Genomic DNA, 26,327 nt, shown 5'->3' with positions numbered 1-26,327 from the left:
AATTTACATACAATTTCCTTATTCTTCATCTTGGGTTAATCTCTTGTTAATAAGACTTTTGTTCTTTTGTTCAATTCATTGTTACCAGGAGATCATGTTTGCACTAACCGGAAAAGATTTAAAGAATGTTTGGGACCAATTTGTGGAAGATGAATGTGAGGAGTCATTTTATACCTTATATAAACACTATTACCATTATCTTTCCTATTTGGGGCTGAAGAAAAAAATGTCGATGCAGCGCATTCAGGATACTATCAATGATGTGTTCTTACAACTGTGGGAGAAAAAAACAGGCAATCGACAAATACGGAATTACCACAATTATATCATCACCGTATTCTTTCGAAAGCTCTTTCGGAAAGAAACACTTCAACTAACAGATCTGGACTTTACCGAAGAACCACATGATCCGGCTGTCCATCAGTCTGTCGAAGAACAATATATTCGTACGGTAACAACAAACACTGTTGCGCAATTGGTGCAAGAGCACCTGGAACAGCTGGGGGCAAAACAACGTCTGGTCATTTATCAGCGCTTTTTTCTGGACCTTTCCTATCAAGAGATTGCTGATGCGAATCAAGTTTCTATTCATACCATTTATAATACCATCTATAAATCGCTGGAAAAGATCAAAAATAATCTATCCAGTGAACAAGAAATCTTTCTTAAAGTGGCCGTAGGACTGCTTTCTTCATTTTTGTTGATTTTTTCTTAAAAATAAGTAGTGAAAAAATGATGTCCCTTGCTCTATTGGATAAATTACAATTAGAGCAGAATGGACGAACTGAATTTACAGGCTTTATTGCGAGATGAATCTTTTATTAACTATTGCAAGAGAACGGATAAAGAGGATATTGAGAAATGGGAAAAATGGTTGCAAAAATATCCGGAACATCAACAGTCCATTGGAGAATTAAAGACAACTATCCTGGCATTGGGCTATTATTCTGGTGAAGAATCCGTTCAGGCAAATTATTCCCGTTTGCAGCAACAGATAAAAAAGCGTTCTGACCAGCACCGTTTTAAGAAAATTGGCAAAACGGTCTGGTTTAAAATTGCAGCCGCCTTATTTGCTGTGGGGGCAATTTCACTGTTTTTATTCCGCCAACAAGTTCCTGAAGAAACAATGGCAACTGTCCAACAGGTCGGTTCTCCGGGAAAAGATGCTGCAGTGCTCACGTTAAAAGATGGTTCAGTAATTTCTTTGGCAGATATTCGCAAGGGAAGTGTTGTGGCGCTCCAGGGTGGCGTAGAGATACAAAAGAACAAAGACGGTGAATTGGTCTATCGGGCCGTTGAGCAAGATGTCGCAGCCACTGCTGCGGTCAATAAAATTGCAACAAATAGGGGCAATCAATATCAGGTTATTCTACCCGATGGATCCAAAGCTTTTTTGAATGCAAATTCCACGCTAACCTATCCATTGAAGTTTGCTCAAAATGCCCGAACAGTGCGTATGACGGGCGAAATTTATTTTGAAATCTCAAAATTGGAAATAGGGACTGGAGCGAATAGAAAACGGATTCCTTTCTATGTGGAAACAGCAGAACAAAAAATCGAAGTACTCGGAACTCATTTCAATGTCAATGCTTATCCCGATGAACCCTATACCACGACAACGCTGTTGGAAGGCAGTGTGCGCGTCACTTCTTTAAAAAGGAATGAATCTGTTTTGTTAAAACCCGGACAAAGGTCATTGTTAAATGAGCGCTTGCGTATAGATGATACCGATAGCTCGCACGATGTAGCATGGACACAGGGCGATTTTGTATTTAAAGGTGAAGAGTTGAGTAGTTTGTTGCGTAAGATTTCGAGGTGGTACAATGTGGATGTGGAGTGTCCGCAACGACTAGAAAAACTCAGATTTGATGGTATGGTATCGCGTTCTCAGCCGTTATCCACCATCATTGATATGTTAGAAATCACAGGGAAAGTAAAAATAAAACTTAATGGAAGGAGGCTTATTGTGATAGATTGACCTATCTAATCATGCGATAAGCCAAATGAAAACAACCAAAGGTGCTGGTAACACCTTTGGTCAATGTGTTAAGCTTATCGATAACGTTGCGATTCAATAATCATCAAATAATATTAACAACAACAAATATATGAGTTTTTATCAATGCATGCGTGTTATGAAAATCACCATGGTATTTTTAACTTGTTTGTTGGTGAAAGTCAGTGCGTTTACTTATGGTCAACGGATTACACTCAACAGGCAAAATAGCAATATCCCAACTATTTTAAAAGAAATAAGGCAGCAGAGCGGCTATGATTTTTTTTACGATAATGGCTTATTTAATCGAGCAAAAACCATTAGTATAAGCCTCAAAAATGCGACCGTGGAGGAGGCGTTAGCGATCTGTTTTGCAGGACAGCCTTTTGGTTATGTCGTGAAGAATAAATTAGTTGTTGTGACAGCTGCGCCTTCGGGTTCCAGCAAAGCAACTCCTATAGTACAGCAACAGCTCCTCTCGGGGCGGGTAACCGACCAGGAAACCAAGCGCGCGCTGGCCAGTGTGTCTATCCGTGTCAAGGGAACCTCGGGCGGAACAAATTCCGATGGCAATGGAAACTTCTCCTTAACGGTTTCCAGAATTCCAGCAACATTGGTTGTTTCGTATTTAGGCTATCAGACAAGGGAACTGGAGATAAAAGAAGGACAGGGAAATCTTGTGATCAGTCTGGCACCACTGGCGACAGCCCTGGAGGAGGTCACTGTTCAGGCAAGGCGCAAAACGAATACGGAAACGGCCGTACTGGAAGAACGTAAGCGTGCATCCATTGTACAGGATGCTATTTCTGCTGAAATGATCGAACGTACAGGAAGTATAACAACTACTCAGGCACTTCAGCGTGTCACGGGAGTAACCGTAACGGATGATAAATATATTGCCGTTAGAGGGCTGGGAGACCGGTCTGTGATTGGGCAGTTGAATGGGGTGCGGCTGGCATCTTCAGATCCTGATCGTAGTGCGATCCCCCTGGATCTCGTGCCTGCGTCACTGCTGGACAATATTACGGTTTATAAAACAGTTACTCCAGATAAGCCCGCAGATGCAGCTTCTGGTATCGTTGAACTCAAAACGAAATCTGTACCAGATAAGATGACATTCGAACTTATCGCGCAGACCGGTCTCAATTCGAATATCGGTCTGGGCGGTAATTATAATAGCTTCTGGAATAGCGAAATGGGATTGTTAGGGACAAGAATTAATAAAAAGGACCTGTCACGGGATTTCCTGGATCTCGCGAAACAATACCCCAATGGCCTCAGTTCGATTCAGGATATGATCGCCAATAGCAACTATAGTCCCTCCGGATATCAGGAAGTGAACCGCATCAATGGTATTATGAAAAGTTTTGATCCTGTCATGACGACGCGATATCGACGGGCACCTATGAATCAACTGTATTCCGCTACCTTTGGAAATAGCTACGATGTCTTCGGTAAACACAAGTTGGGACTTGTTGTCGGTGGAAATTATTACCGAAGGTTCTCTGATACTTATCAAGGCGAACTGACACAATACAGTATCTACCAAGGTGTCGTCACAGGTAATCCCGATATATTTAGTTTTAGAAATATCCCCAATTATATTACACCCAATAGCTTATTTATGGGCAAATATCAAACCTATCAAGAAAATACAGGGACAGAAACTCTTAACTATGGTACACTTGTCGGTGTTACCTATCGTTTCAATCCACAGCATGAAATCAGCATGCAATACCTCGGAAGCTGGGGGGGTGAATCAATCGCAACTAATCTGAATGGGCGTTATGAATATTCAGGTTTACCGGGGGAGGTCCGAAGCACCATTCATTCTTTAAAACAGACTTTCCGAAATCTGAATACATTTAATTTACAAGGTGAACATAAGTTTTTGAAAGATGAATTTTCCCCGCGATTGAGCTATAACGTGGCGACATCAAAATCCACACAAAATGATCCGGATTTTAGATTTGTAAGTCTGGTGGATTACACCCCCAGAGGCGGGGGCTGGTATAGGCGACCGATTGTCGGAGAACAGGCAGGTAGCGATGATTATGTTTATTCTGAACACCTGTATGCACTCACATCGGGATATGTCAACGGATTTGGAAATTATGGCATTATCCAGGCCGAACCCAATGGTCGGAGATGGCGCAATTTAAATGAAGACAATTTTAATGCAAAAGCGGATTTAAATTTTCCTTTTAAGCTGTTTGGACAGAAACAGTTGTTAAAGACGGGCTTTAACTACCTGTTCAGAGACCGCAAATTCATGGAAAACCAATTGTTTCTGCCGGGATCGAATTTTACGGGCAATAAATCAATTCCTTTGTATGATGTGCAAGGAAATCTGGATCGCCTGGTCAGCAATGAAATAGTTGGCGTTGTGCTGCCCAAGGCCGGACAGGGGGAAGGAATGATGCCAATAGGAGGATTTCTATACAATAGCCAAAAATCACCAAACAACTATAAAGGCTATTTCGAAACCAATGCGCTTTATGGTATGCTAGATCTTAAAATTGCGGAGCAGCTACGTATAGCGGGAGGAGTACGGTTTGAGCTCACCAATATCGGGTCGGCGGTAGATACAGCCAATGTATTTTTAGATCCTGCACTTACGGCAACATCTCCGGATGGAACACGTATTCCATTGGATCCAATTAATCCAAATTCTGTCTATAAAACAGGTTACAAACCTTTTTATTCGGTAAATGCCACTTATACGCTCAACGATAATATGAATTTTCGTGGAGCTTTCAATACGACCTTGGCAAGACCGGAGCTGCGGGAGATTACGAACGTCTTTGAATTTGATGCGTTCCAGATGGGGTTGGTCGTCGGTAATCCTAATCTGAAAAATCAGTATACACAAAATGCAGATTTTCGTTGGGAATGGTTTCCTGCAAAAGGGGAAGTGATCGCTATTTCTGCTTTCGGAAAACGTATCGAGAATCAATTGGTCAAAGTTTTTAATTTAAAAACGGAAGGTCTGGCCGCCACTTACCCTGAATTTCCGACAATTCAATTCCAAAATGATGCTAATGTCGGTAAAGTGTGGGGACTGGAGTTCGAGGTAGTCAAGAATTTAGGAAGCTTATATGATCCTTTGAAAAATCTGTTCCTCGGTACAAACCTCCTGTTGGCACAGAGCGAGATAAAAAAATCTGCCGAACGTTATGAAGCGAATCGTTCCCTTGATCGGTACACGCCTAAAAATAGCCCTTTGTTTGAACAAGCCCCTTATTCCATCAATGCTTGGTTAAATTATGATAATGGCAAGTCCGGCACTGATCTGACCTTGACCTTCAACATGGTGGGCGAACGTTTGGTACAGATCAATCTGACAGGGGAGCCTGATCTGTACACGCAACCCGTGCCTTATCTTGATTTTGTGTTTTCACAAAAGTTGAATAAACGGATCTTGTTTAAAGGCTATGCCAAAAATATTATGAATCCTGCCATAAAAACAGTGTATGCAAACCCACAGACCGGCGGGAAATGGTATGGAAATGAATACATCAACCGAAGCTACAAACGTGGTGCGGAAATTATGATCGGTTTTACCTATAACTTATTTTAATCCAATGAAAATCAATGTCTTTACTAATAGTTATTGGCGGTTGTTGGGAGTTTCGGCTTTATGTTCCCTTTCTTTTTCCGCTTGTAAAAAAGAAAAGCTGGACGTTATTACCGACAATCGTTCTGTAACCGAAAATAGACCAAATTCGAATTCGAGAATTGTTAACTTATTTGACTACAACCAACTTATTGCCAATGGTGATAGCTTGACCAATTTTGTGGTATTACATCCGCTAAATCAGGATAACTACAAATATCCGGGGACATCGTATTTCCCAACGGATGGACGTCTGGGGAAAATATGGCCTATTCCACAAGATCTTTTTAACCAGAAAGAAGAGGCTGAATTGAGTTTTGCTGCACGTTATTATACGGGATTTGGTGTAGACCATGATCTTAAAATCAATGTAAATAATAGTTATGATACACCCAAAGATTATTTTTTGCTACCAACTACGTTCATGAATGGTCAGCCTGAGGTTGTCTCCATAGCGCGGGCAGCGACAAGCCCGGATAAACCCGATCATTTCAAGATCAGGATTGTGAATCTAGCTGGGGCAATTAAAAATCCAGCCAGTGGATTGACGGGGCCACAGGAGAATTTGGTTGGGGAGATATCGCTGGCCTATGCCGACGGTACGCTAGTTAGCCCAAAGACCAATGCAATATCCGTTGCCCGCAAGGTATCTGATTATGTTGAATTGCCTTACGGTACTTATCAATTCAAGGTATTGCTTCAGGATGGGAGACCGCTTCCTGCATTGGGATCCGAACGACATGAATATGGTCTGATTGATCTGCCAACTTCTACCATCCCGGAAAATCATGCAAGATCAACTAATCTGGTCTATGCTCCCATTCAGGACTTCAAGCCCGGTGGGGTATATACGATTGTAGTTGCTCCGCAGAAATTTAGCTATATCTCCAATGAAATAGATGAAACTGTGAATGTCTATCAGAATTCATTTCAGATTATTACAGATATCGCTGCGCCGGTGAACCAAAGTTATCTTCGGATACAGGGAGTCAATGCATACAAAGACCAGTCCATCGGATTTAAGATAGACGGAAAGACACTTGCATCGGGCCTTGATTTTGGAGAAGTGAGTGCGTATGGTGTATTTACCCAGAAACGGTATACGATTGAGGCAGTCGACAATTCGGGCAATGTTATCGCTTCCCTAAACTCGGAGCTACGCAGTAATCAAAATTATACGATCTGGTTATACCCGGATCAAAATGGAAGGGCTCAACTGTTACTGATTGCCAATGATCTAAGTGGTACGCTGCCTTTACCTGCCGAAGATGATGGTACGTATAGCAGGCTCGCCTTTAAGTTTTTCTTTTTCAATCGTTTCTTAAATCTATCCATTGGTAATCCTTATATCACGTTTACACTTCCAAATGGGCAAGCTATCGGAAATCATTCCAATGTGAATCTTCAGCCGGGAATTCCGTCGACACATATACCTTACACGAATATGAATACGATGATGGAGCCTTACGAGATTATGGCTTATCGATCTAAGCCTGATGTGGTTCCCGGCGTATGGGCCGAAGATATCAATGTACTGAAATCTACTGACTTTATTGCGGATAAATCTCTTTATACAAAAATAAAAAGAGCATTACCTGCTCACGAACCCGGAATTTATACCGTCGCATTAATTGGAAAAAGCGGTGCAGGAGCATCTGCTAAAGAGAAAGCTAGAATGATCATTATCAAACATAATAAGTAATGAAACCATCACGATTTATTCATTCACATAGGGGAATGGTTAACCGGGCGAAGCGAGCTCATGAATGCCGCTTAAAGCAAACACTCGATGAATAAATCTGATCGCTTCACTACAGCTGAAAAATAAAATTAAACGATGAAAACACAAAGAATATTACATGGCGTAAGTGTATTAGGCCTTTTTCTCATCCTGTTCACAGCTTGTACCAAAATTGACTATACACAGATCGATGAGCCCGCTTACCTCAGGGTATTTAATAACATCAATTATGTGCAGACCATGGGCAGCAAGGATGATAAGGTACCTTATTTCTGTATGCTCATCAATCCAAAGACTGGAGCTGACGGGAAATTTACAGGAGCAGAAATCATAGGTGATTTTTTGGACAAGCGTGATCCTTATGCGCCACCTTATCCTTCACATATCGGCAACAGCACAAGTTTGAGTAATCCAGAATATCCGGGAAAAGAGAATGTACTGGTTGGTCCGGTTTTAAATGGATTTGATCTAAGCAGCTGGGCACAGATTCCATCTGGAGAAGTGCGCCTTGTATTTGCTTACCGACCCAAAAATACAGTTCCGTTCTTTGAATTGGAAGAACGCTTAAGAAATGACATCCTGATAGATACGGTGATTAACCTCCAAAGTAAGGAGGTGTATACATTGCATCTGCTGCAAAAAGATTTTGTCAAGAAAGACCATGGGATTTTATTGAGGCAGGAAAACTTCCATAAACTCCCTTTATCGGATTCATTGGTCTACGTGAATTTTTACAATATGAGCGCAAAAGGATTCTGGGAAGCTGATGCCAGTTTAAAAGATGACGATTACAAACTCGCAAGTTTTAAGTATGGCATCAAGGATGAAATGAACGTGTATATGTCGCTTTATGAAAGTCAGGAAGAGTTGAGCCACTATGCCGCCACCATAAAAGGATATCGCGGTAAGTTTATGGCCACAATCAGACGTAATACGAGCTCAGATGTTGTAAGTTCCTATGCGAGCTTTCCGCTATGGGCAAGTAATCATGCGAATGGCATTCGAACATCCATATGGGAACGGTTTGACTTTTTTACGCCCGGAATGAATCCGGTTACAAATCCTTTTTACGATAGTGACCGCAATACAGGAAGCAATTGGGCTGTACTTAACTGTCTTCTGAATGGAAAAGTTGGATTAACAAGTAATGAAAATGGAACGCTGCTTCCGAATTTATTGGTCAATGTCCATTCCGGAAAAGACAACCCGCGCACTTTCGCTACGGTCAACACGATTGAAGTTGTTAATGGTCGAGTGTACTTAACGACAATACAACGGAAATATGCACCTCCTATCTACTAAACATAAGCAAAGATGAATCGAAATATAAAATATAAGATGGCTAAGATGAGGTTTATAGGCTGCTTTTTTGTATACCTGTCTATTTCTATCCTACAAAGCTGTAAACATGACAATCTTACTATGCCTGTACCGAATGAAAATATACGGCCGGCAGCAGATTTTATTCATAATAATTACGAAATGCGCCTATTTGATGCTGCGCTCCAAAAGACAGGAATGGCAGTGGAGCTCAATGAAGCGGGACCATTCACAGTGCTCGTACCCAATGATCTTGCATTTAATGAAATAGGGATATTTAGGCCAACTGATTTTGACAGGATGAATAAAGATAGCCTACGGCGGATCATTGCCTACCATATCCTTCCCCGACGCCTTTATTTGAGTGATATTCCGAGCAACGCTGTCGATTTTCGGTATGCGACTTTTGAGGGGTCAGAATTATATGCGTCTATAGGTTCGATCATGCCCGGGGCAACTGCACCATCCAACATGTTGTTTTTCAGCGGTGCAAAGGCAATCCGTAAGGACGTGGTTCTGTCGAACGGTGTCCTGCATGTGCTTGATAAGCTGATGAAGCCCCAGTTTGAAAAAAATATTCAGGAATGGCTGAGTGATAAAAAAGAATATACGGTGTTTGTCGCCGGATTGAAAAAATTTGGACTGTGGGACCAACTTGCTGAAAAAGGTCCATTCACGGTGTTCGCACCAACAAATGAGGCACTGGAAAAGAAAGGAATTACGATGAGCTTTTTAGATACCGCCGTGCCTGAAAGATATATAGCTGAGGTATTATTCGGTGCCTATATTATGTATGATAAACATTTTTTTATCTCGGATTCGCAGGTGTTCAGCATTATTAATTCGAACGGTTCGTATAAGTATCATTTGAAAGATAATATCCATTACATGGAATACTTGGCGAATGAGACTTATCCGACCTGGAAAATGAGTTACTATATGAAGCTTAGAAGTAACGATACATTTTATTCAATTATCCTGGCGGATATAAGTTATTCGGTCGGGGCTAAAATGGACTATCTGTGTAGTAACGGTGTGGTACATGATTTGGATCAAGGCTTAGTAAGTCCTGATCAGGTTATTAAAAAGGAAGAAAATGAAAAATAAATCAATTAAGGTCACTCGACATATCGTACTGATGTGGGTTGCGGGTTTGCTCCTGATCTTCTCTTGTCGTAAGACCGAATTTATGCCTGACATTGTAGGTGAACAGGTTCCTTATCAAAACGAGGCAACACAAGATATAGGCCAATTACTGGCTAAACATAACGAGACGAAAGTATTTTTAGGTGCCTGGCAAAAAAGCAATATCTCAGCACTTATTAAAGCGCAAGGTATTCATACGAAAGTCACGGTTTTGGCTCCAACCGATAATGCGCTCAAGCAAGCTGGAATTACAGCGGAGACTATTCAAAAAATGACAACCGAAGAACTTATCGAATTTGTTCAGTTTTATAGCTTCTGGGGTGAGCTTGATCAGACTAAACTTGGTAAATATAGTTTAATGGTTCGTTCGATGTTGAAAAATTCAAAATTTCGTGTTCCTTTTTATGATAATGAGGAACCTATAGGACGCCGCTATGACCTTTATTATTACAGACATTATCTAGCTGTAAAAGATGGAGAGCTACTGGTTAATGGTAAATCAGTAGGCAAATTAACTTACGAATCCGCAACAGATGGGGGGATCTATTTCATGGAGAAATTTGTTCAAAAACCGACTATGACCATATTGGATGCATTAAAGGCAGACGGAAGGTTTACCTTTTTTATTGAATCTCAGCGATTGGCAGAGGAGGCATTTTTTGAGAAAATGTTGGATGATATTGAACCATTGTGGGGTTATCGAATGAGCAAAGAGGAGTTTTTAAGCTATTATCCCGATGCCAGGGCACCTTATACCCGTGGCTGGGTGGCGGAAAGCGATCCTATTTACGAAAATGAGGCCAATCTGACCTTGACCGCAACATTTGCACCTACGGATGATGCCTTTAAACGGGCGGGATTTAACAGTGTACAGGATATTTTAGCGTTCAATGCCAAAAGAGGAGATGTGAGATATGATGAATTATACTTTGAGCCCCGTGGAGCCTATCCGATGGATACTCTGTTCAGCTATCATCGCAATTGGGGAAGGATAGTGGCGACAAAGGATCCGGCATATGGTATGGCGATGGGTAACAACACTGTATTTTATAGCAATGACCTGGATCCTGTATTGTTAAACGATTATTATGTGAATATAGGCGGTTCAGGTCAGGTTCAATATGCTTATAAAATGCCATTCGCCTTTTCAACGAATGAAAACAAAATCCAGATGAAGATCAAGAATGCAGAACAGGCGCCGGTCAATATGGTGGAAACGGATATCAATACCATCAATGGACCTATTCACGTACTTGATAATTTGTTAGTTCCGAAAGGTTTTAAACTTAAATAGAGATGAGACAATATAAATTTAGCGCTAGCAGATATGTAATGCTTTTGCTGATCAGTAGCCTAACATTTGCCTGTAAAAAGGAGGACAGTGCTGTTGGCTTCGATAATAACAGTGTGAATCTTGTCGTTGCTGATAATTTTAATTTATCGGCGTTTAATGCTGCTTTGCGTGTAAGCAATATGGATAAGGAACTGAAAACAGGTAAGGGACCTTATACCTTACTTGCACCGTCAGATGATGCTTTCGCCAACGCAGGGTACACCAGTGTCGTGGAAATATTAGCTGAGCGAGCTTCGATCATTGCGGACATTGCCAATTATCACCTACTGGACGGGAAATATGAATTGGATAAACTGCCATTTTTATTTAATCAAGAGCTGCAAACACGAAAAGGTAAAGTTTATGCAACACATTGGGTCAAAGGCGCAGATACGGTACTCACATTAAATGGTGCCCGTATTTTGACCCAAAATTTGCCAGCCTCGAATGGACTGGTACAGGTCCTCGACCGGGTGATGACGCCTTATGTACATGATAAGATTGTGGACGCGATCAATGCAGATGCAAGCATCAGCATATTTGCCCGAGCTGTCAAAAGAACTGCTGTGTTATCGGATAAAGGTAATCAAGGGCCTTATACCGTTTTCGCACCAATCAATACGGCGATGGCGAAACTGGGATTCGCTTCGGTACAAGAGGTTGACAAAGCAGGTTTGGCAGAGTTGAAACAAGTAGTCAACTATCATATCGTTCGCGATCGCCGCTTTGTATACGATTATATTCTAAGTACAGGTAACACAAATTTATCTAAGCAAACGATGCTGGATGGAAATAGTATTCAAATAAGATTGATTCCCAATGTAAACTCCCCGGGATCATTTATGGGCATCGCACTCCGTGGCCTGGGTAATACCAGTGACGTCCTCCTGTATAAACAGGATATATTAACTGGTGAGGGGGTACTGCATATTGTCGATCAGGGCTTGCAGATTACACAATAATAAAAAAGTTTTATCTCACGATTTAGGAAAACAAGAAATGAATAGATATCAATATGACAATATATGCATAGGAAGATCAATCGGGATCGCCTATCCGCTATTGTCAACACTCAAGTTAATTTTCCTCTTTTTACTTCTCGTGCAAGGATTTGTTTCTTCGGCACAGGAAACATCAGGTGCACTCATCGGAAAGGTTCAAAATAGTGCTGGAAGCGCTGTCGAGAAAGCGACAGTTACTATTGTACACACCCCCACAGGCACGCGTTACGTACAGTCCACAGATAAAGATGGACATTTTACTTTGAACAATATTCGTACCGGTGGGCCGTATACAGTGGATGTGAGCAGTATAGGGCTTCAGGCCGATCACAGAGAGGATATCTTTGTACGCCTGGGAGAAGCTTTGCAAATTGACTTTATCCTGCAGCAGCGCACAGAAACCCTTGGTGAAGTTGTCATAACAGGCCGAAAACGGGAAACTAGGGCCGGTACAGTAGGAACAGGGAGTCATATTAGCCGTGAACAGGTACGAAATATGCCAACAGCAAATCGTTCGATTACGGATGTGACTAGACTAACACCACAGGGAAGCCGGGATAATAGCTTTGGCGGAACTAACTTCAGGTACAATAATGTGACTGTGGATGGAGCTGTCAATAATGATGCGATAGGTTTTAGCCCTTCTCTAGGCGGACAGACGGGTACCTCGGGAATGGCAGGAAGCAGCACGCGGACCAATCCGATATCGATCGATGCTATCCAGGATATGCAAGTGTATCTGGCTCCCTATGATGTTAAAATAGGAAATTTTACGGGTGGATCTGTCAATGCCGTAACACGGAGCGGGACGAATCAGGTCGAGGGTTCGGTGTACGCTTATGGACGTAATGCCGCCCTTACTGGGAAAGATCGTGTGGGAACGCTAGGGAAAATGAATAAAGATTTTTATGACTATCAAACGGGATTTCGAATTGGGTTTCCATTGATAAAAGATAAGTTGTTTTTCTTCAGCAATGAAGAGCTGACACGACGTCAAGATCCTACACAACTGCGTGTAGGAACGGTTGAAACGGCCCATATTCTGGATCGCGCTGATGTCGAGGCGATAAAAACGGCGGCGCAGTCGCGTTACGGAGATATTTTTAATATTGGAACAGCTGATAATTATACCAATTGGTCACGTTCAACCAAATTCTTTAACCGCTTGGACTGGAATATCAATGCCTTGCATCAGCTGGCTATTCGTAACAATACGATCTTCAGCAAAGCGACACATATGGACAGGGATCAGCAAGATTTTCGTTTCAGTGGAATGGCATTTGAGCAGGAAAATAACCAAACGAGTACTGTTGCAGAATTAAAGAGTAGATTTAGTAACAATCTCTCCTCCAATGTTGTATTGGGGTATACGCAGGTAAACGACCGTCGTGACCCGCTGAGTGACCCTTCTTTGCCTCAGGTGCAGATTCAGGGACGTACACCAGGAACAACAATCTATCTCGGAACTGATCGCGAAGCCAGTATTTTTAATATGCGACAAGGGACATGGGAGATTACAGCAAACCTGAACTGGACGAAAGGTAGACATAAGTTTTTGTTTGGAACACATAATGAACTTTATCGTATTCGCTATGGTTTTGTCAACAGTTGGAATGGTCGAGTGGATTACAACAGTATTGCCGATTTTGTTGCCAATGTACCTTATCGTGTTAGAGGGAGCTATAATTATACAGACAATACACGATCCTATATTTTAGATCATCCCGCAGCGGACTTCTCGGTCAATATGTATAGTCTGTATGTTCAGGATGAAATCCGTGTAAATGATCATTTACAAATTATCCCTGGACTTAGAGCAGATTTAGCTAGCCTACCCGATATGCCAACGTTAAGTGACAAAGTCAGCGATATGTGGGCGGATCCTGGTTTTGGGACAAGTTATACATACACCCCCGCCAATCGCCTTAGAAACGAATTTTTAAATAAAATCCAACTTTCCCCACGTATTGGGTTTCGATGGGAAGCAATGGACAACCGACAGTTGGTCATAAGAGGAGGGGCCGGATTATTTACGGGACGTATACCATTTGCCTGGCTCGCCTATGCTTATTACAATACGGGTGACAGTTATGGTGCATTTGATCAAAAAGCTGATCAAAAACCTTTTGCTCCGGGCTCTGATCCCATTAAACCTAGCCAGAATGGGATAGGTGACTTTATTGGACAAAACGGTGCCATAATCAATGATCCAAGCACGGGTAAGACACAGGTAGACTTGGTTGATAATAATTTTGTACTGCCGCAAGTTCTACGGTCAAGTTTAGGGATAGACTATCAGGCGGAAGGCTGGAAGTTCACACTGGAAGGTATTTATACAAAAAATATAAAAGATGTATTATTCCAACAGCTAAATAATAAAGATAATCCGTTATGGTATGGATATGATATCGGCAAGCAGCAACCTGTTTACAGTGGTACTGTTGATAATCGTTTTTCAAATGTTTATCTGTTGAGCAATACCAGTCAAGGCTATCGGTATAGCATCACAGGGACGATCGGGAAAACGATCAAAGAAAAGCTGAATGCGACTTTGAGCTATACCTATGGACAGTCCAAAGATTTGAGCAATGGGGTCCGTAATTCTATGGAGAGTAATTGGCAGCTCAACCAATCGTTAATTCCGAACAATCCGAAATTGGCCTATAGTAACTTTGATATACGTCACCGCATCGTTTCAAGTATAAATTATGAACAAGTATGGCGCAGCGCCGGACGGACAAGTTTTACCTTATATTTTAGTGCGCAATCGGGTAGCCCATTCACCTATGGTATCGTCAATAATAGTATTCAGGGACTGCCTCAGCAGGTCAGCTTGGTATACATTCCGAGAGCAACAGAAGCAATCCGTTATTTCAAGGATATCGCCGGTGGGATGTCCGCCCAACAGCAGGCGGAAGCTTTTAACCAATTTATTGACGGCAACGAATACTTAAGTTCCCGTAGAGGTGACTTCACAGAGCGAAATATGGGAAGAACACCATGGAATCTGCAGGCAGACTTACGCATTGCCCATGATCTCTTTGTTCAGAAGTCAAAAAAACAATTTATTACATTTTCAGTGGATATTATGAACTTGACTAATCTGATCTATAGAAAATGGGGTATTCAATACTTTTCGCCCAATACATTTAATTCGACGAGTAGTGTAGGGTTAACACCTACATTGTTCCCCCCGAGCCAAAATGCGGAAAACTGGCCTGTATTTACGTTCAGCGATCCGGGCCAGCCTTATAGCATAGATTATTTTAACTCGAGGGCACAGATACAATGTGGCGTTCGCTATACTTTCTAATTAAAAGACGCCTAGAAGACAGTTTAAATTGTAACAATTGAAACAATGATTCGAGTGGTGAAACTCAATAAATAAGGTGAAAAAAAGAATTTATTCTTATGAAAAATATAATAAAACTAACAATGATATGCATAGCAATGGCGATTGCATTCATCAGCTGTAGTAAAAAAGAGGAATTGATAGATAAGGAGATAGCGAAAGTGAACAGCTATTATCCTAATTCAGGCAAGGCGGGCACATTGGTTACCATTGAAGGAGAGGGATTCAGTAGTTCAATAACTGAATTTACAGCCACAGTTGCTGGAAATTCGGCAGAGGTAATCAGTGCGACTCCCACAGCAGTCGTATTACGTGTGCCGAAAGGTGATAAAAGTGGAACAGTTGTCTTGAAATATGGTAACAATAGCTTTGATGTGGGCACTTATACTTATCAGGACCTGTCTATAGCAAAAGTTTTTCCGACGAATGGTACCCTCGGTACCCAATTACGGATTGACGGAGAGGGATTTGGCAGCACTGAAACTCCAGCGGAGGTTTACGTTAATGGCAAGAAAGCATTGGTGGTAAGCGTGACCGATAAGGTGATCATTGCTGAAGTTCCCGAAGACGCTGGATATGGTGCTGTGGAAGTACGTGTAGACGGGAAAAAGTCTCAGGGACAGAATTTTACCTATCAGGTTATTCGCAGCATTAAACCAGCCACTGGTGGAGCAGGAACAAAGGTTACGTTGACAGGAGAAGGCTTCGAGAAGCTGAATTCGGGCAATGTGGTAGATTTTAATGGTAAAATTGCTACCGTCCTGGAATCCAGCCCTGAGAAAATTGTCGTTGTTGCACCAGCAGGAGTGGGTACGGGACTCTTGTCCGTCAATATCAATGAACAGAAGATCTCCGGTCCGGTGTTTACAGTGGTCGGCAAGCCTGTGATTGAAGCAGTTTCACCTTTAAGTGGTCCAAAGGGAGCCGAAATGACGATTAATGGGCTATTATTTAGTAAGATATTGGACGAAAATCAGGTATTCATCAATGGAAAGCAGGTCGCTATTTCTTCAATTAGCGAAAATCAGATTAAGCTGATCATTCCAGGGGGGACTGGATCAGGCAAGGTAAAGGTTGTTGTCAATGATCAATCGGTCGAAGGCCCACAATTCAAAGATCAGACATTGGGGATACGTTCAATGAGTCCAGACAATGGTCTGGCCGGGACGAGTGTTACAATCCTGGGAACTGGTTTTAGTACAAATCTGGCAGAAAATCTCGTTTATTTTAACGGAGTTTTGACGCGGGTAAGCAGTGCCAGTGAGAATCAATTAGTACTGGAAGCACCACAAGGAGTAACAACAGGTCAGGTGAAAGTTGTCGTTGGCAACCAAGACGCCCTGGCACCGCGACCATTCCGTAGGGCCGGAATAACGACTCTGGCAGGTGGCCCCGGAATGACCACTTTTGGCAGTAACATGGCTGGAATGGCAATTGATCAACAAGGCTATATCTACGTCACAGATCCAGAGAATAAACAAGTGAAGAAGGTATCGCCTACAGGGAGTGTTTCCATCCTGCAGGTCGATGGCGCCAACGCAATTTTTGATTATCCGTCAGGAATAGCAATTGACCAGCAAAATAATATCTACGTCAGCGATCAACGTGCAAATCAGATCTTTAAAATTACGCCTACAGGTAAACGTACAGTACACGCACGCGGATTTTCGCCGACAGCCATGTGTATTGACTTATCAGGAAATTTGTATGTCTCGGTTGCTGGATTTGGATTGGGGGTCAACAAAGTCAATAACACTGGAAGTTATACAAGGGTAACGGGACCATCCTGGGTGTTGGGCAAACCCTTTGTGGATAACCAGGGCTACCTGTATTATTCCGATCAGAATACAAGCAGCAACAATGGGATTGAAATAGTGAAACCGGGTGATAACCGCGGGATAATATTTGTTGGAAATTCGGATGCTGGATACGTAGATGGCATAGGAACTGCCGCAAGGTTTAATGGTATCGGTGGAATTAGCCCTGGCCTGAATAACCGATTAATCGTCGCTGATAACAATAATTATGCTATCCGTGAAGTCAATATGACGACCAAAGAGGTAACAACCTTGATAAAAGCAAACTATGGCTATGCGGATGGTACATTGGCGACAGCTAAATTCACGTCGGTAAAGGATGTTGTGGTGGATAAAGAGGGCAATATTTACCTTATGGATGTGGCGAATAAAGCGATTCGGAAATTGTTCCTGAAATAAAAATGTATATCCCCGATGTGTTAATATTGTCCTAAAAAAGTTAAGTTATTTTTTAAAACGATATAAGATAAGCAATCGGGGATTTTTGTTAATTACTTTCTATGGTGCGTAAAAAATCGCCATAGAAATCGGGAATATCACTGTGATAAATAGCCGCTGCGACTTCCTCAATCGGATAATCTACTTTAACTATTTTGGCTTCTATGTTTTCTTCTGTCAGCGTCACTAAGGTATAGGAAGCCTTTCTGTCTTTTTCTTTGCTTCGGCCGACAGACCCACAATTGATAAACAGGACTTCTTCAGTCCGTTGGACATAGGCGTGATGGGTATGACCCATGACCAAGATATCAATGGCTCTTTCACGTAATTGAATTGAGAGGTCCGCTTTGGGTGTTGATTCATGAATGTATTCATCATTACTATGAAGACTGGCGTGCACAAGCAGGATCTTTCTAAGACGATCACCGACTTTGAACGTTAATTCAATATTGTAAGGTAATGTTGCTAGCCATTTTTTGTGAGCAGCTGTTATATCGTTTTTGCTGAGATTGATGGCGATGTCACGGTTTACTGTTTCGATCGCATCGTGGTGTGGTAAGGGAATAATAGGCTCATCGAAGGCAATCCTCTGATCGTGATTTCCGAGTAAACAGGGGATATTTCTTTCCTGTATTCGGGCAATAACCTCATTTCCCCATGGGGCAAAATCGACCAGATCACCTAAACAGTAAATCTGTGTTACCCCGCTCTTTTTTATGTCCGCTAGTACTTCGTCCAATGCCACAATATTGGCATGTATATCACTTATTATTGCAAGTTGTATCTTCATCTATCCTACAAACTTAGCCATTCGAAGCGCAAATTAACAGTATGCTTATTGTTTTTAAAAAGAAAATGAAATTGGTATTATATTCATTAAGATGAATCATGAGTGATAGCAGCGAAAATAATATACAATATTTTAATAAGTATATAACCTGTATTATAACAGTAAGATATATACTTATTTTCTATTAAGATGATTAAAGGTTCATTCCTCCGGATACCTCAATGCGTTGTCCATTGATCCATCGGGCGTCTTCTGTGCACAAAAAGGCTACAACGCCGCCGATATCATCCGGTACGCCGGCACGCCCCAATGCCGTTACACTCGCAATATGTGCATTTGTTTCCTTGTTATCACGTACATGTCCGCCGCCGAAATCTGTTTCAATTGCGCCCGGAGCGACGACATTTGCTGCAATACCACGATGTCCAAGCTCCTTGGCCAGGTATCTTGTCAGAACTTCGACCGCACCCTTCATCGAACCGTAAGCGGAAGAGCCTGGAAAAGCGAAACGGGCAAGACCGGACGATATATTAATAATACGTCCGCTGTCGTTTATAAAGGGAAGCGCTTTCTGGGTTAGAAAAAAGACACCTTTATAATGGATATTGTATACTGCGTCAAATTGCTCCTCTGTCGTATCCATAAAAGGGGCATATAATGCCGTACCTGCATTGTTGATCAAAAAATCAAAATTCGGCTGCCCCGTTTGTTCTTTTAGATGATCGGTTATTTGTGCTATAAACTGATCAAAGGAATTGATGTTACCCGCATCGAATTGAAATGCAGCGGCATGCTGTCCTAAGGCCTGAATGTTAGACACCACATGATCTGCTTCTTCTTTGTTGCTATGGTAAGTCAGTATGACATCGATTCCCTTTTTAGCGAGATTAATTGCCATGTTCCTTCCCAACCCCCGGCTTCCGCCAGTTACTAAAGCGATTTTATTTTTAGCCATTTTTATTTTGTTTTAAAATTTAATAGTACAAATTTCGCTTTTAAAGTATCCGATGCGTTTGTGAAAAGCAAATGAATATTTGCGAAATTCAAATTATAGCGGCTGAGAACGAAAATTGTTTGGAGAAAGCTTGGTCTGCTTTTTAAAGAAATTAGAAAAATGTGCTATTTCTTCGAAACCGAGCGAGTAGGCAATCTCGGAAATATTCCAGTCTGTTTGTTTGAGAAGAATTTTTGCTTCCTGTGTGATTCTGGCACTAATTACGTGGGTGGTTGTGTTCCCTGTACTGTCTTTCAGAATTTTATTCAGATGGTTCACATGGACTGCAAGGCGTTCGGCAAAATCATTTGCTGTCCGTAGCTGCAAACGCTGCATCGGAGATTCTATGGGGAACTGTCTTTCCAATAGCTCGATGAATAGGGAAGTAATTCTAGAGGCGGCATTATGGGTCGGGTTGCTGATGCCTTTCGGTTGTAGTTTCTGTCCATAATGAATAATTTCTAGCACATAATTCCTTAAAAGATCATATTTAAACACGTAATCGGAAGATAACTCCTTATTCATTTTTTCGAAAATGTGTTCAATCTCAAGACGCTGCTCCGGGGAGATCTGAAAAACGGGAAGTCCCCCCGGTTGAAAAATAGGCAGATCATCCAAAACAACGCCACTTTTATTTCGTGCTAAAAAATCATCGGTAAAAACGCAAAAATAACCTTGTTGCTGCTCGTCTCTGGGTATCCAATGATAGGGTACTTTCGGTGTCGCAAATACTAAAGCAGACTCTTCTATTTCAATCACTTTATCGGCGTATTCAGCGGTATTCTTTCCTGTGATTAAGCTGATTTTATAATAAGTTCGTTTGTTGTATGGCATAATGGGCTTCTCTTTCAATGCGGCAGCGAGTTCTGCGTAACTAAACACGTTAAAATGACCGATCTCCCGTGCTATTTCCTTGGGTATCGTTGCGTTGATTTCGTGGTAGAACTGTTCAATTGAGGTTGTTTCCATATGGATTAAATTTGCAAGAATCAAATTTAGATATTTTTATTCATTAACTCAAAATATCCACGACCTATCCCTTCGGATTGCCGCCAATTTTCATTTTAATGTCAATAGAGTAATTATATTTTGCACAATATAATTTTTCAATCTACATTTGTGGTGTTGAAACGAAAACAAAACAAAATAAAATATGAAAACGTTATACACAATAGGGGCTACCGCCAAAGGCGGCCGAAACGGTCAGGTGAAAAGTGAAAATGGTGTATTGGACCTGGAGGTTCGGATGCCGAAGGGGCTTGGTGGTGCAAATGATAATTATGCAAATCCAGAAATGCTTTTTGCGGCTGGTTATGCTGCCTGCTTTGACAGTGCTTTGAATTTAGTGATTCGACAAGAAAAGATACAAACAGGTGAGACGGCTGTTACCGCTAGGGTGAGCATTGGTCAATTGGAGAATGGCGGTTTTGGACTTGCGGCAGAATTGCATGCGAATATCCCTGCGGTTAGCTTGGACATTGCGCAGCAGCTGATTGAGAAAGCGCATCAGGTATGTCCGTATTCCAATGCGACCAGAGGTAATATCGAAGTAAAATTAACAGTATCAAATAACGAATAATATATGGATCATATGGCCACTGTGCTTACTCTACTTGTCCTGGTAGAACATATTTACATTGTTTGGATGGAAATGTTTGCATGGGAGACTGCAGGACGGCGTAGTTTCGGGAAATCGCTTCCCGATGCACTGTTTAAGCCCACAAAAGGACTGGCCGCAAACCAAGGTTTATATAATGGCTTCTTGGTAGCCGGTTTGGCTTGGTCGTTTTTTATCAGCGATCCGGGCTGGAGCGATAATGTTCGCCTATTCTTTTTGGGCTGTGTTCTTGTTGCAGGCATTTTCGGCGGTTTTACGGCAGGTAGAAAGATATTCTTTGTACAGGGGATTCCGGCATTGTTGGCGATATTATCCGTTCTTTTTTCAAAATAAAATAGCAATTAAATGTCATTAATTACAGACTTACAATGGAGACATGCTGTGAAAGCGTATGATCCTACAAAAAAGGTTTCACAAGAAAATATTGATAAGATATTGGAGGCAGCACGCTTTGCGCCAACATCTTCGGGGCTACAACCATTTAAAGTATTGGTGGTCGAAAATCAGGCTTTGAAAGATGAACTGGCAAAAGGTGCCTTAAATCCTGACTGTATGCGCGAATGCTCTCACGTGCTGGTTTTTGCGGCCTGGGATAAATATACAGAAGAGCGCATTGATAAAGTATATGATTTCACAACAGATGAGCGGGATTTGCCGCGGGGCCGCTTCGGATCTTATACAGATAAATTGAAGTCCATTTATCTAAATGAGGCAGCAGAGCATAATTTTGCCCATACTGCCCGACAAACTTATATCGCATTGGGTTTAGCCTTGGCACAAGCAGCCGAATTGCGGGTAGACAGTACTCCGGCAGAGGGCTTTGATAATAAAGTTGTGGATGAGGTGCTGCAGTTGGATAAACTTGGGCTGAAAAGTGTATCGTTAATGTATGTCGGTGTTGCCGACGCTTCTCGTGATTGGATCTCTACCATGAAAAAAGTGAGAATGCCAAAAGAAGAATTTGTCGTCGAATATAAATAGGCACTTCCTGATCTTCAGACTTTAAGAAAACAATATCTTTGTAAAATGGATGACTTATTGAAATTGGACAAACAGTTGTGTTTTTCTGTATATGTTTTGCATCGGGAGATTATGCAACGTTATCGTGCTATTTTAGAAGAGGTAGATTTGACTTATCCGCAATATATTACGATGATGGCCCTATGGGAAAATGACGGACAAACCGTAAACCAGCTTGGGGAAAAGTTGTTTTTGGATAACGGAACCCTTACACCTTTACTGAAACGGCTGGAAGGCAAGTCATTGCTCACCCGTACCCGAAGCAAAACAGATGAAAGGGTCGTGAAGATACAATTAACTACACAAGGGACAGAACTGAAAGAAAAAGCGAGTTGCATTCCCATGCAGATCTTTGAAGCCTTAAAGCTGGATTATTCCGATATGCAGCAGCTTAAAGCTTTAGCAGATAAAATCGTGACAAACGTAGGTAACGGCTAATATTTTAGTGTTAGATTTACGAATTGTATTTTAGCTGAATCAATGGCTAGTCAAATTTTATCAGAAGAATGCGGTTAATTGCAATTTGTTTTATCCTGTTTGTCCTCCTATTTACAGGTTGCCAGGAAAAGAGAAGGGATGCAGAGCTATCGAAGTACGTTGCTTATAGTAATCGCGATAGTGCGCAACTTGAACTTAATCTCTTTGAAAGCCGTTTTCATGGGAAATTACGATTTTATCGCCCGGGTGGTGAAATTGATTCAGGAGAGATTCAGGGGAATATCAAAAAAGATACGCTGGCTGGTGATTATTACTATGTTCCCTTTGGCTGGGGACAGAAAAAAAGAAGACCCTTTGTTTTGCTTAAGAAAGGGTCTCAATATATTTTAGGAACGGGTACCGAACAGGTGTATATGGGGATACCACATTACATACCATCAACGATCAGTTTTCAGCAGGCCAAGTATGTTTTTACAGCGGTAGTCCATTAAGATGTTCGGCTGGGAGGATATCGCTACAAAATATTGTTCAATCTAATATATTGCAGTAGCATAATGGTCTTACCATCTTTGATTTCGCCGCTTTCGATCATAGCTAATGCATCTTGAATATTTAGCTCCAGTATCTCTATATTTTCCTCTTCTTCTTCTAATCCACCACCATCACTGATCTTCATGCCGTTCGTATATTCCGCGATAAAGAAATGTAGAATTTCGGTAACCGAACCGGGTGACATATACGCTTCAAATATCTTTTTTGCTTCCTTGATCTGATAACCTGTTTCTTCTTCTGTTTCCCGACGGATACAATCCTGTGGCGAATCTTGATCCAATAAACCAGCACAGGCTTCAATTAACATTCCAGATTCATTTCCGTTGATATAGGTTGGAATTCTGAACTGTCTGGTCAAAATGACAGTCTTGTATTCTTTATTATATAATAGTATTACGGCTCCATTTCCTCGATCATAAGCTTCGCGGCTTTGCTGTTGCACCGTTCCGTCTGGTTTTGTATATTGATAGGTGACCTTTTTTAAGGTATACCAATTATTGGATAGAATTTCTGTTTTTACAATTTCAATATCTTTGATTGCCATTTTTAGCGTGTTAAGGTCAAGGTATAAAAGTAAGTAATACGCTCCAGATAAAATAGGAAAATATAGTTCTACCTAGGCTATTCTTCATGTTTTTTTTCCATGGCATCCTAATTTTTTTTGCTGAGTCCTGTATGTTAATGCTCCCGGTAGCGCACGTTGTTTTTTATTTTAACCCATCTTCCAATACCTTTTTGTCTAACTTAAATTCCCTATAACCGAAGGCTCCTGATTTATATCCTATGACGGCACCGAACTCGATATTAGTTATTGAAGAAGATTTGGAAAATACTGCCGAACAATAAACGTGCTATGAGAACAACGGCTTTTCAAATAGACGAAAATTTATTCCGCAAAGCCTGTCGGAATCGGTAGTATATTTCTGTGTTAATAAAAGAATTGATCCCCCGATGTTGTGAGATTAATTTTTAAATTTAACAAAGGATAAAAGCGGCATGAATCAATAAATAAGAACGTCATAATATACAAGTGGAATAATATAATGGAAGAAGGGCTATATTACAAGATTATTAAACCCGATGACCCGCTTTCTAATTTTGTGGATAGTTTTTGGTGTCTATATAATCACTCAAATGAGGTAAAAGAAACAATAGGCTTACCGGATGGACGGGTGGATTTGTTTCTTTTTTGCTCTCCGGCAGATGGTTTCCGGATTCTATTGCTCGGCCTGGGTACACAGCCACATGAGCAGGCATCAATTCCAGTTGATTGCGTAATGTTTTGCATTAGTTTAAAGTTACTTGCAGTAGAATATATTTTACAGGAGAGCATAGCTGATATTATAAATTCCGGTAAATTATTGAAGGAAGATTTTTTGGGTTTTAGTGAGCAGGATCTACAAAATTTTGATCGGTTTATTGAAAAATCTACCCAATTGTTGCTGTCAGTTTTACCGACAGTTATCGATAAGCGTAAACAGAAATTATTTGATCTTATATACAAGAGTAAAGGCTCTGTAACAGTTTCTGAGCTTTCAGAAAAAGTCTGCTGGACAAGTCGACAGATCAATCGTTATTTTAATCAGTGGTTTGGGCTCTCCCTAAAAGCGTATTCCAACATTTTACGTTTTCGGGCTTCTTTAGATCATATAGCACAGGGCAAGCTCTTTCCTGAGGAGCATTTTTTTGATCAGAATCATTTTATCAAAGAAATCAAGAAATTCGCAGGAGTGGTTCCTAAGGAATTGCTAAAAAATAAAAATGACCGATTTATACTATTATCTTCCCTGACATCGAAATAGTTTTGTCTTAAATATTTTAAGAACACTATGATGTTAATTGAAAACAAAAAAATTGCCATCGTTGGCGGTGGAATAGGCGGCTTGACCCTTGCCCGATTATTACAGATGCGCGGGGCGGATATACAAGTTTATGAACGCGATATTGACAGCGGGGTACGTGTGCAAGGATCTACACTGGATCTTCATGAAGGAACAGGTCTTGAAGCGATAACACGTGCTGGACTTATTGACGAATTCTATAAATATCATCGTCCGACAGCCAGTAAGTTACGTATCGTAGATAAGAAACTCCATGTTATATTTGACGATCATGACCATATCGCCGCAGTTGCCGAAAACCGACCAGAAATTGATCGCGCTCCACTACGTGAGATCTTATTGAATTCGCTGAATACAGATACTGTGGTCTGGAATCGTCATTTTGTTTCAATGGAAAAAAAAGGCGAAGGCTGGAAATTGCAATTTAAAAATGGACAAACGGCCTATGCGGATCTCATTATTGCCGCCGATGGTGCAAATTCTAAAATACGTCCTTATCTCAATGCACCCAATCCAATTTATTCGGGAATTACATTGGTAGAGGGAAATATTTATGATGCGCAAAAAAATGCCCCTAAACTATTTGAATTTACAAAAGGAGGGAAGGTGATGGCTTTTGGCGATGAACAATTCATTGGGTATGGAACGAAAGGAGATGGATCCATTATGTTTGTCGCCAGTACAAAAGCGCCCGAACATGTTTTTAAAGAGCAGTCTAATGATGTTAATCTTAAACAACAGGTTTCCGATTGGCTAAATGTTAATTTTTCGGGCTGGGGGGAAGCCTGGGAGGAATTTTTTGCTAACGAAAATGTGTATTTTATACCTCGGCCACAGTACTATTTTCCGCTCGATCAAAGTTGGATTACGCAGTCTAATCTCACCATGATTGGCGATGCTGCCCACCGTATGCCGCCTTTTGCGGGAGAGGGCGCAAATGTTGCCATGCAAGATGCATTTGAACTTGCGGCGTGCCTGACAGATGGCAATTTTGAAAGCTTAGAACTTGCACTTTCCTATTTTGAAAAACAGATGGTTCAACGGGGAGTCGCAGCGACACAGGATACATTGGAAAATAGTGACAGAATGCATTCGGCAACTGCTTTGCAACAGATGCTGGATTTTTTTACTGAAACTGAAGAATAGAGAGAAAACGATCGCTGAAAAAGTGTTAAGATCAACTTTTCTGAAATTTGTCAATGAGACTCTATTGAGGAAATGCCTTTTTTATGCATAGTGCGCCTTCAAAAAGTGTGCTATACGCTGAAACAAAAATCTTATAAAAACTCCGTTCTGGTTATTCATATAAAAAGG

Annotated in this window: 21 protein-coding genes; 17 read left to right on the top strand and 4 right to left on the bottom strand. The window is 41.2% G+C overall.

Translation table 11 applies throughout. The features are described 5' to 3' along the window. Positions 1-94 precede the first annotated feature (94 nt). The 10 genes from ABTV71_RS22685 (at position 95) to ABTV71_RS22640 (ending at position 17,721) form a co-directional block, all read left to right on the top strand. On the top strand, positions 95-715 hold the full coding sequence (locus ABTV71_RS22685) for an RNA polymerase sigma factor (RefSeq protein ID WP_121126326.1): 621 nt from the start codon (positions 95-97) through the stop codon (positions 713-715). Positions 716-775: 60 nt separating this feature from the next. Further along, complete coding sequence (locus tag ABTV71_RS22680) at positions 776-1,978, top strand: FecR family protein (RefSeq protein WP_433901198.1); 1,203 nt, start codon at positions 776-778, stop codon at positions 1,976-1,978. Between the two features lie 130 nt (positions 1,979-2,108). After that, positions 2,109-5,576 carry a carboxypeptidase-like regulatory domain-containing protein gene (locus ABTV71_RS22675; protein ID WP_433901197.1) on the top strand — a complete coding sequence of 1,156 codons (3,468 nt, stop codon included), beginning with the start codon at positions 2,109-2,111 and terminating at the stop codon, positions 5,574-5,576. A 4-nt stretch (positions 5,577-5,580) separates the two neighbouring features. Beyond that, positions 5,581-7,314 carry a DUF4397 domain-containing protein gene (locus tag ABTV71_RS22670; protein WP_433901196.1) on the top strand — a complete coding sequence of 578 codons (1,734 nt, stop codon included), beginning with the start codon at positions 5,581-5,583 and terminating at the stop codon, positions 7,312-7,314. 135 nt (positions 7,315-7,449) lie between these two features. Continuing rightward, complete coding sequence (locus ABTV71_RS22665; RefSeq protein ID WP_433901195.1) at positions 7,450-8,655, top strand: hypothetical protein; 1,206 nt, start codon at positions 7,450-7,452, stop codon at positions 8,653-8,655. 12 nt (positions 8,656-8,667) lie between these two features. After that, entirely contained in the window at positions 8,668-9,780 is a 1,113-nt protein-coding gene (locus ABTV71_RS22660; protein ID WP_433901194.1) for a fasciclin domain-containing protein, read from the top strand. After that, the gene (locus ABTV71_RS22655; RefSeq protein ID WP_433901193.1) at positions 9,770-11,113 is read left to right on the top strand and encodes a fasciclin domain-containing protein; all 1,344 of its coding nucleotides are present in this window, start codon (positions 9,770-9,772) and stop codon (positions 11,111-11,113) included. The genes ABTV71_RS22660 and ABTV71_RS22655 overlap by 11 nt, the downstream gene beginning before the upstream one ends. A gap of 2 nt (positions 11,114-11,115) precedes the next feature. Beyond that, complete coding sequence (locus ABTV71_RS22650) at positions 11,116-12,114, top strand: fasciclin domain-containing protein (protein WP_433901192.1); 999 nt, start codon at positions 11,116-11,118, stop codon at positions 12,112-12,114. Between the two features lie 37 nt (positions 12,115-12,151). Further along, complete coding sequence (locus ABTV71_RS22645; protein ID WP_433901191.1) at positions 12,152-15,466, top strand: TonB-dependent receptor; 3,315 nt, start codon at positions 12,152-12,154, stop codon at positions 15,464-15,466. Between the two features lie 98 nt (positions 15,467-15,564). Next, complete coding sequence (locus tag ABTV71_RS22640) at positions 15,565-17,721, top strand: IPT/TIG domain-containing protein (protein ID WP_433901190.1); 2,157 nt, start codon at positions 15,565-15,567, stop codon at positions 17,719-17,721. 88 nt (positions 17,722-17,809) lie between these two features. Here the strand turns inward: ABTV71_RS22640 and ABTV71_RS22635 are convergent, their stop codons facing one another. From ABTV71_RS22635 to ABTV71_RS22625, 3 genes are all read right to left on the bottom strand, one after another. Then, positions 17,810-18,550 carry a metallophosphoesterase family protein gene (locus tag ABTV71_RS22635; protein WP_121126335.1) on the bottom strand — a complete coding sequence of 247 codons (741 nt, stop codon included), beginning with the start codon at positions 18,548-18,550 and terminating at the stop codon, positions 17,810-17,812. A gap of 193 nt (positions 18,551-18,743) precedes the next feature. Further along, positions 18,744-19,505: an SDR family NAD(P)-dependent oxidoreductase gene (locus ABTV71_RS22630; RefSeq protein WP_433901189.1), complete on the bottom strand. Its 762-nt coding sequence runs from the start codon at positions 19,503-19,505 to the stop codon at positions 18,744-18,746. Between the two features lie 93 nt (positions 19,506-19,598). Then, the gene (locus tag ABTV71_RS22625; protein WP_121126337.1) at positions 19,599-20,513 is read right to left on the bottom strand and encodes a helix-turn-helix domain-containing protein; all 915 of its coding nucleotides are present in this window, start codon (positions 20,511-20,513) and stop codon (positions 19,599-19,601) included. Positions 20,514-20,697: 184 nt separating this feature from the next. On the opposite strand from ABTV71_RS22625, the gene ABTV71_RS22620 reads away from it, so the two are divergent. The 5 genes from ABTV71_RS22620 to ABTV71_RS22600 all read left to right on the top strand — a co-directional run bounded on the left by ABTV71_RS22620 (position 20,698) and on the right by ABTV71_RS22600 (position 23,111). After that, on the top strand, positions 20,698-21,123 hold the full coding sequence (locus ABTV71_RS22620; protein ID WP_433901188.1) for an organic hydroperoxide resistance protein: 426 nt from the start codon (positions 20,698-20,700) through the stop codon (positions 21,121-21,123). A gap of 3 nt (positions 21,124-21,126) precedes the next feature. Next, positions 21,127-21,495: a DUF1304 domain-containing protein gene (locus ABTV71_RS22615; RefSeq protein WP_433901187.1), complete on the top strand. Its 369-nt coding sequence runs from the start codon at positions 21,127-21,129 to the stop codon at positions 21,493-21,495. Between the two features lie 12 nt (positions 21,496-21,507). Further along, complete coding sequence (locus ABTV71_RS22610; RefSeq protein ID WP_433901186.1) at positions 21,508-22,143, top strand: nitroreductase family protein; 636 nt, start codon at positions 21,508-21,510, stop codon at positions 22,141-22,143. Positions 22,144-22,188: 45 nt separating this feature from the next. After that, positions 22,189-22,620 (top strand): MarR family winged helix-turn-helix transcriptional regulator, encoded by a 432-nt coding sequence (locus ABTV71_RS22605; protein WP_121126341.1) that lies wholly within the window; start codon positions 22,189-22,191, stop codon positions 22,618-22,620. A gap of 68 nt (positions 22,621-22,688) precedes the next feature. Next, positions 22,689-23,111: a hypothetical protein gene (locus ABTV71_RS22600; RefSeq protein ID WP_121126342.1), complete on the top strand. Its 423-nt coding sequence runs from the start codon at positions 22,689-22,691 to the stop codon at positions 23,109-23,111. A gap of 23 nt (positions 23,112-23,134) precedes the next feature. On the opposite strand, the gene nudK is transcribed toward ABTV71_RS22600, so the two are convergent. Next, the gene (nudK, locus tag ABTV71_RS22595; protein ID WP_433901185.1) at positions 23,135-23,716 is read right to left on the bottom strand and encodes a GDP-mannose pyrophosphatase NudK; all 582 of its coding nucleotides are present in this window, start codon (positions 23,714-23,716) and stop codon (positions 23,135-23,137) included. A 499-nt stretch (positions 23,717-24,215) separates the two neighbouring features. Here nudK and ABTV71_RS22590 point away from each other — a divergent pair, with 499 nt between their 5' ends. Both ABTV71_RS22590 and ABTV71_RS22585 read left to right on the top strand, forming a co-directional pair. Next, complete coding sequence (locus ABTV71_RS22590) at positions 24,216-24,974, top strand: helix-turn-helix domain-containing protein (RefSeq protein WP_433901184.1); 759 nt, start codon at positions 24,216-24,218, stop codon at positions 24,972-24,974. Positions 24,975-25,001: 27 nt separating this feature from the next. After that, positions 25,002-26,159, top strand: a complete 1,158-nt coding sequence (locus tag ABTV71_RS22585; RefSeq protein WP_433901183.1) for an FAD-dependent oxidoreductase — start codon at positions 25,002-25,004, stop codon at positions 26,157-26,159. Positions 26,160-26,327: the final 168 nt, after the last annotated feature.

The sequence above is a fragment of the Sphingobacterium puteale genome (assembly GCF_050986225.1).
GTDB lineage: Bacteria > Bacteroidota > Bacteroidia > Sphingobacteriales > Sphingobacteriaceae > Sphingobacterium > Sphingobacterium puteale.
The sequence above is the reverse complement of the archived record's forward strand: the minus strand, read 5'-3'. Positions and strand labels throughout refer to the sequence as shown.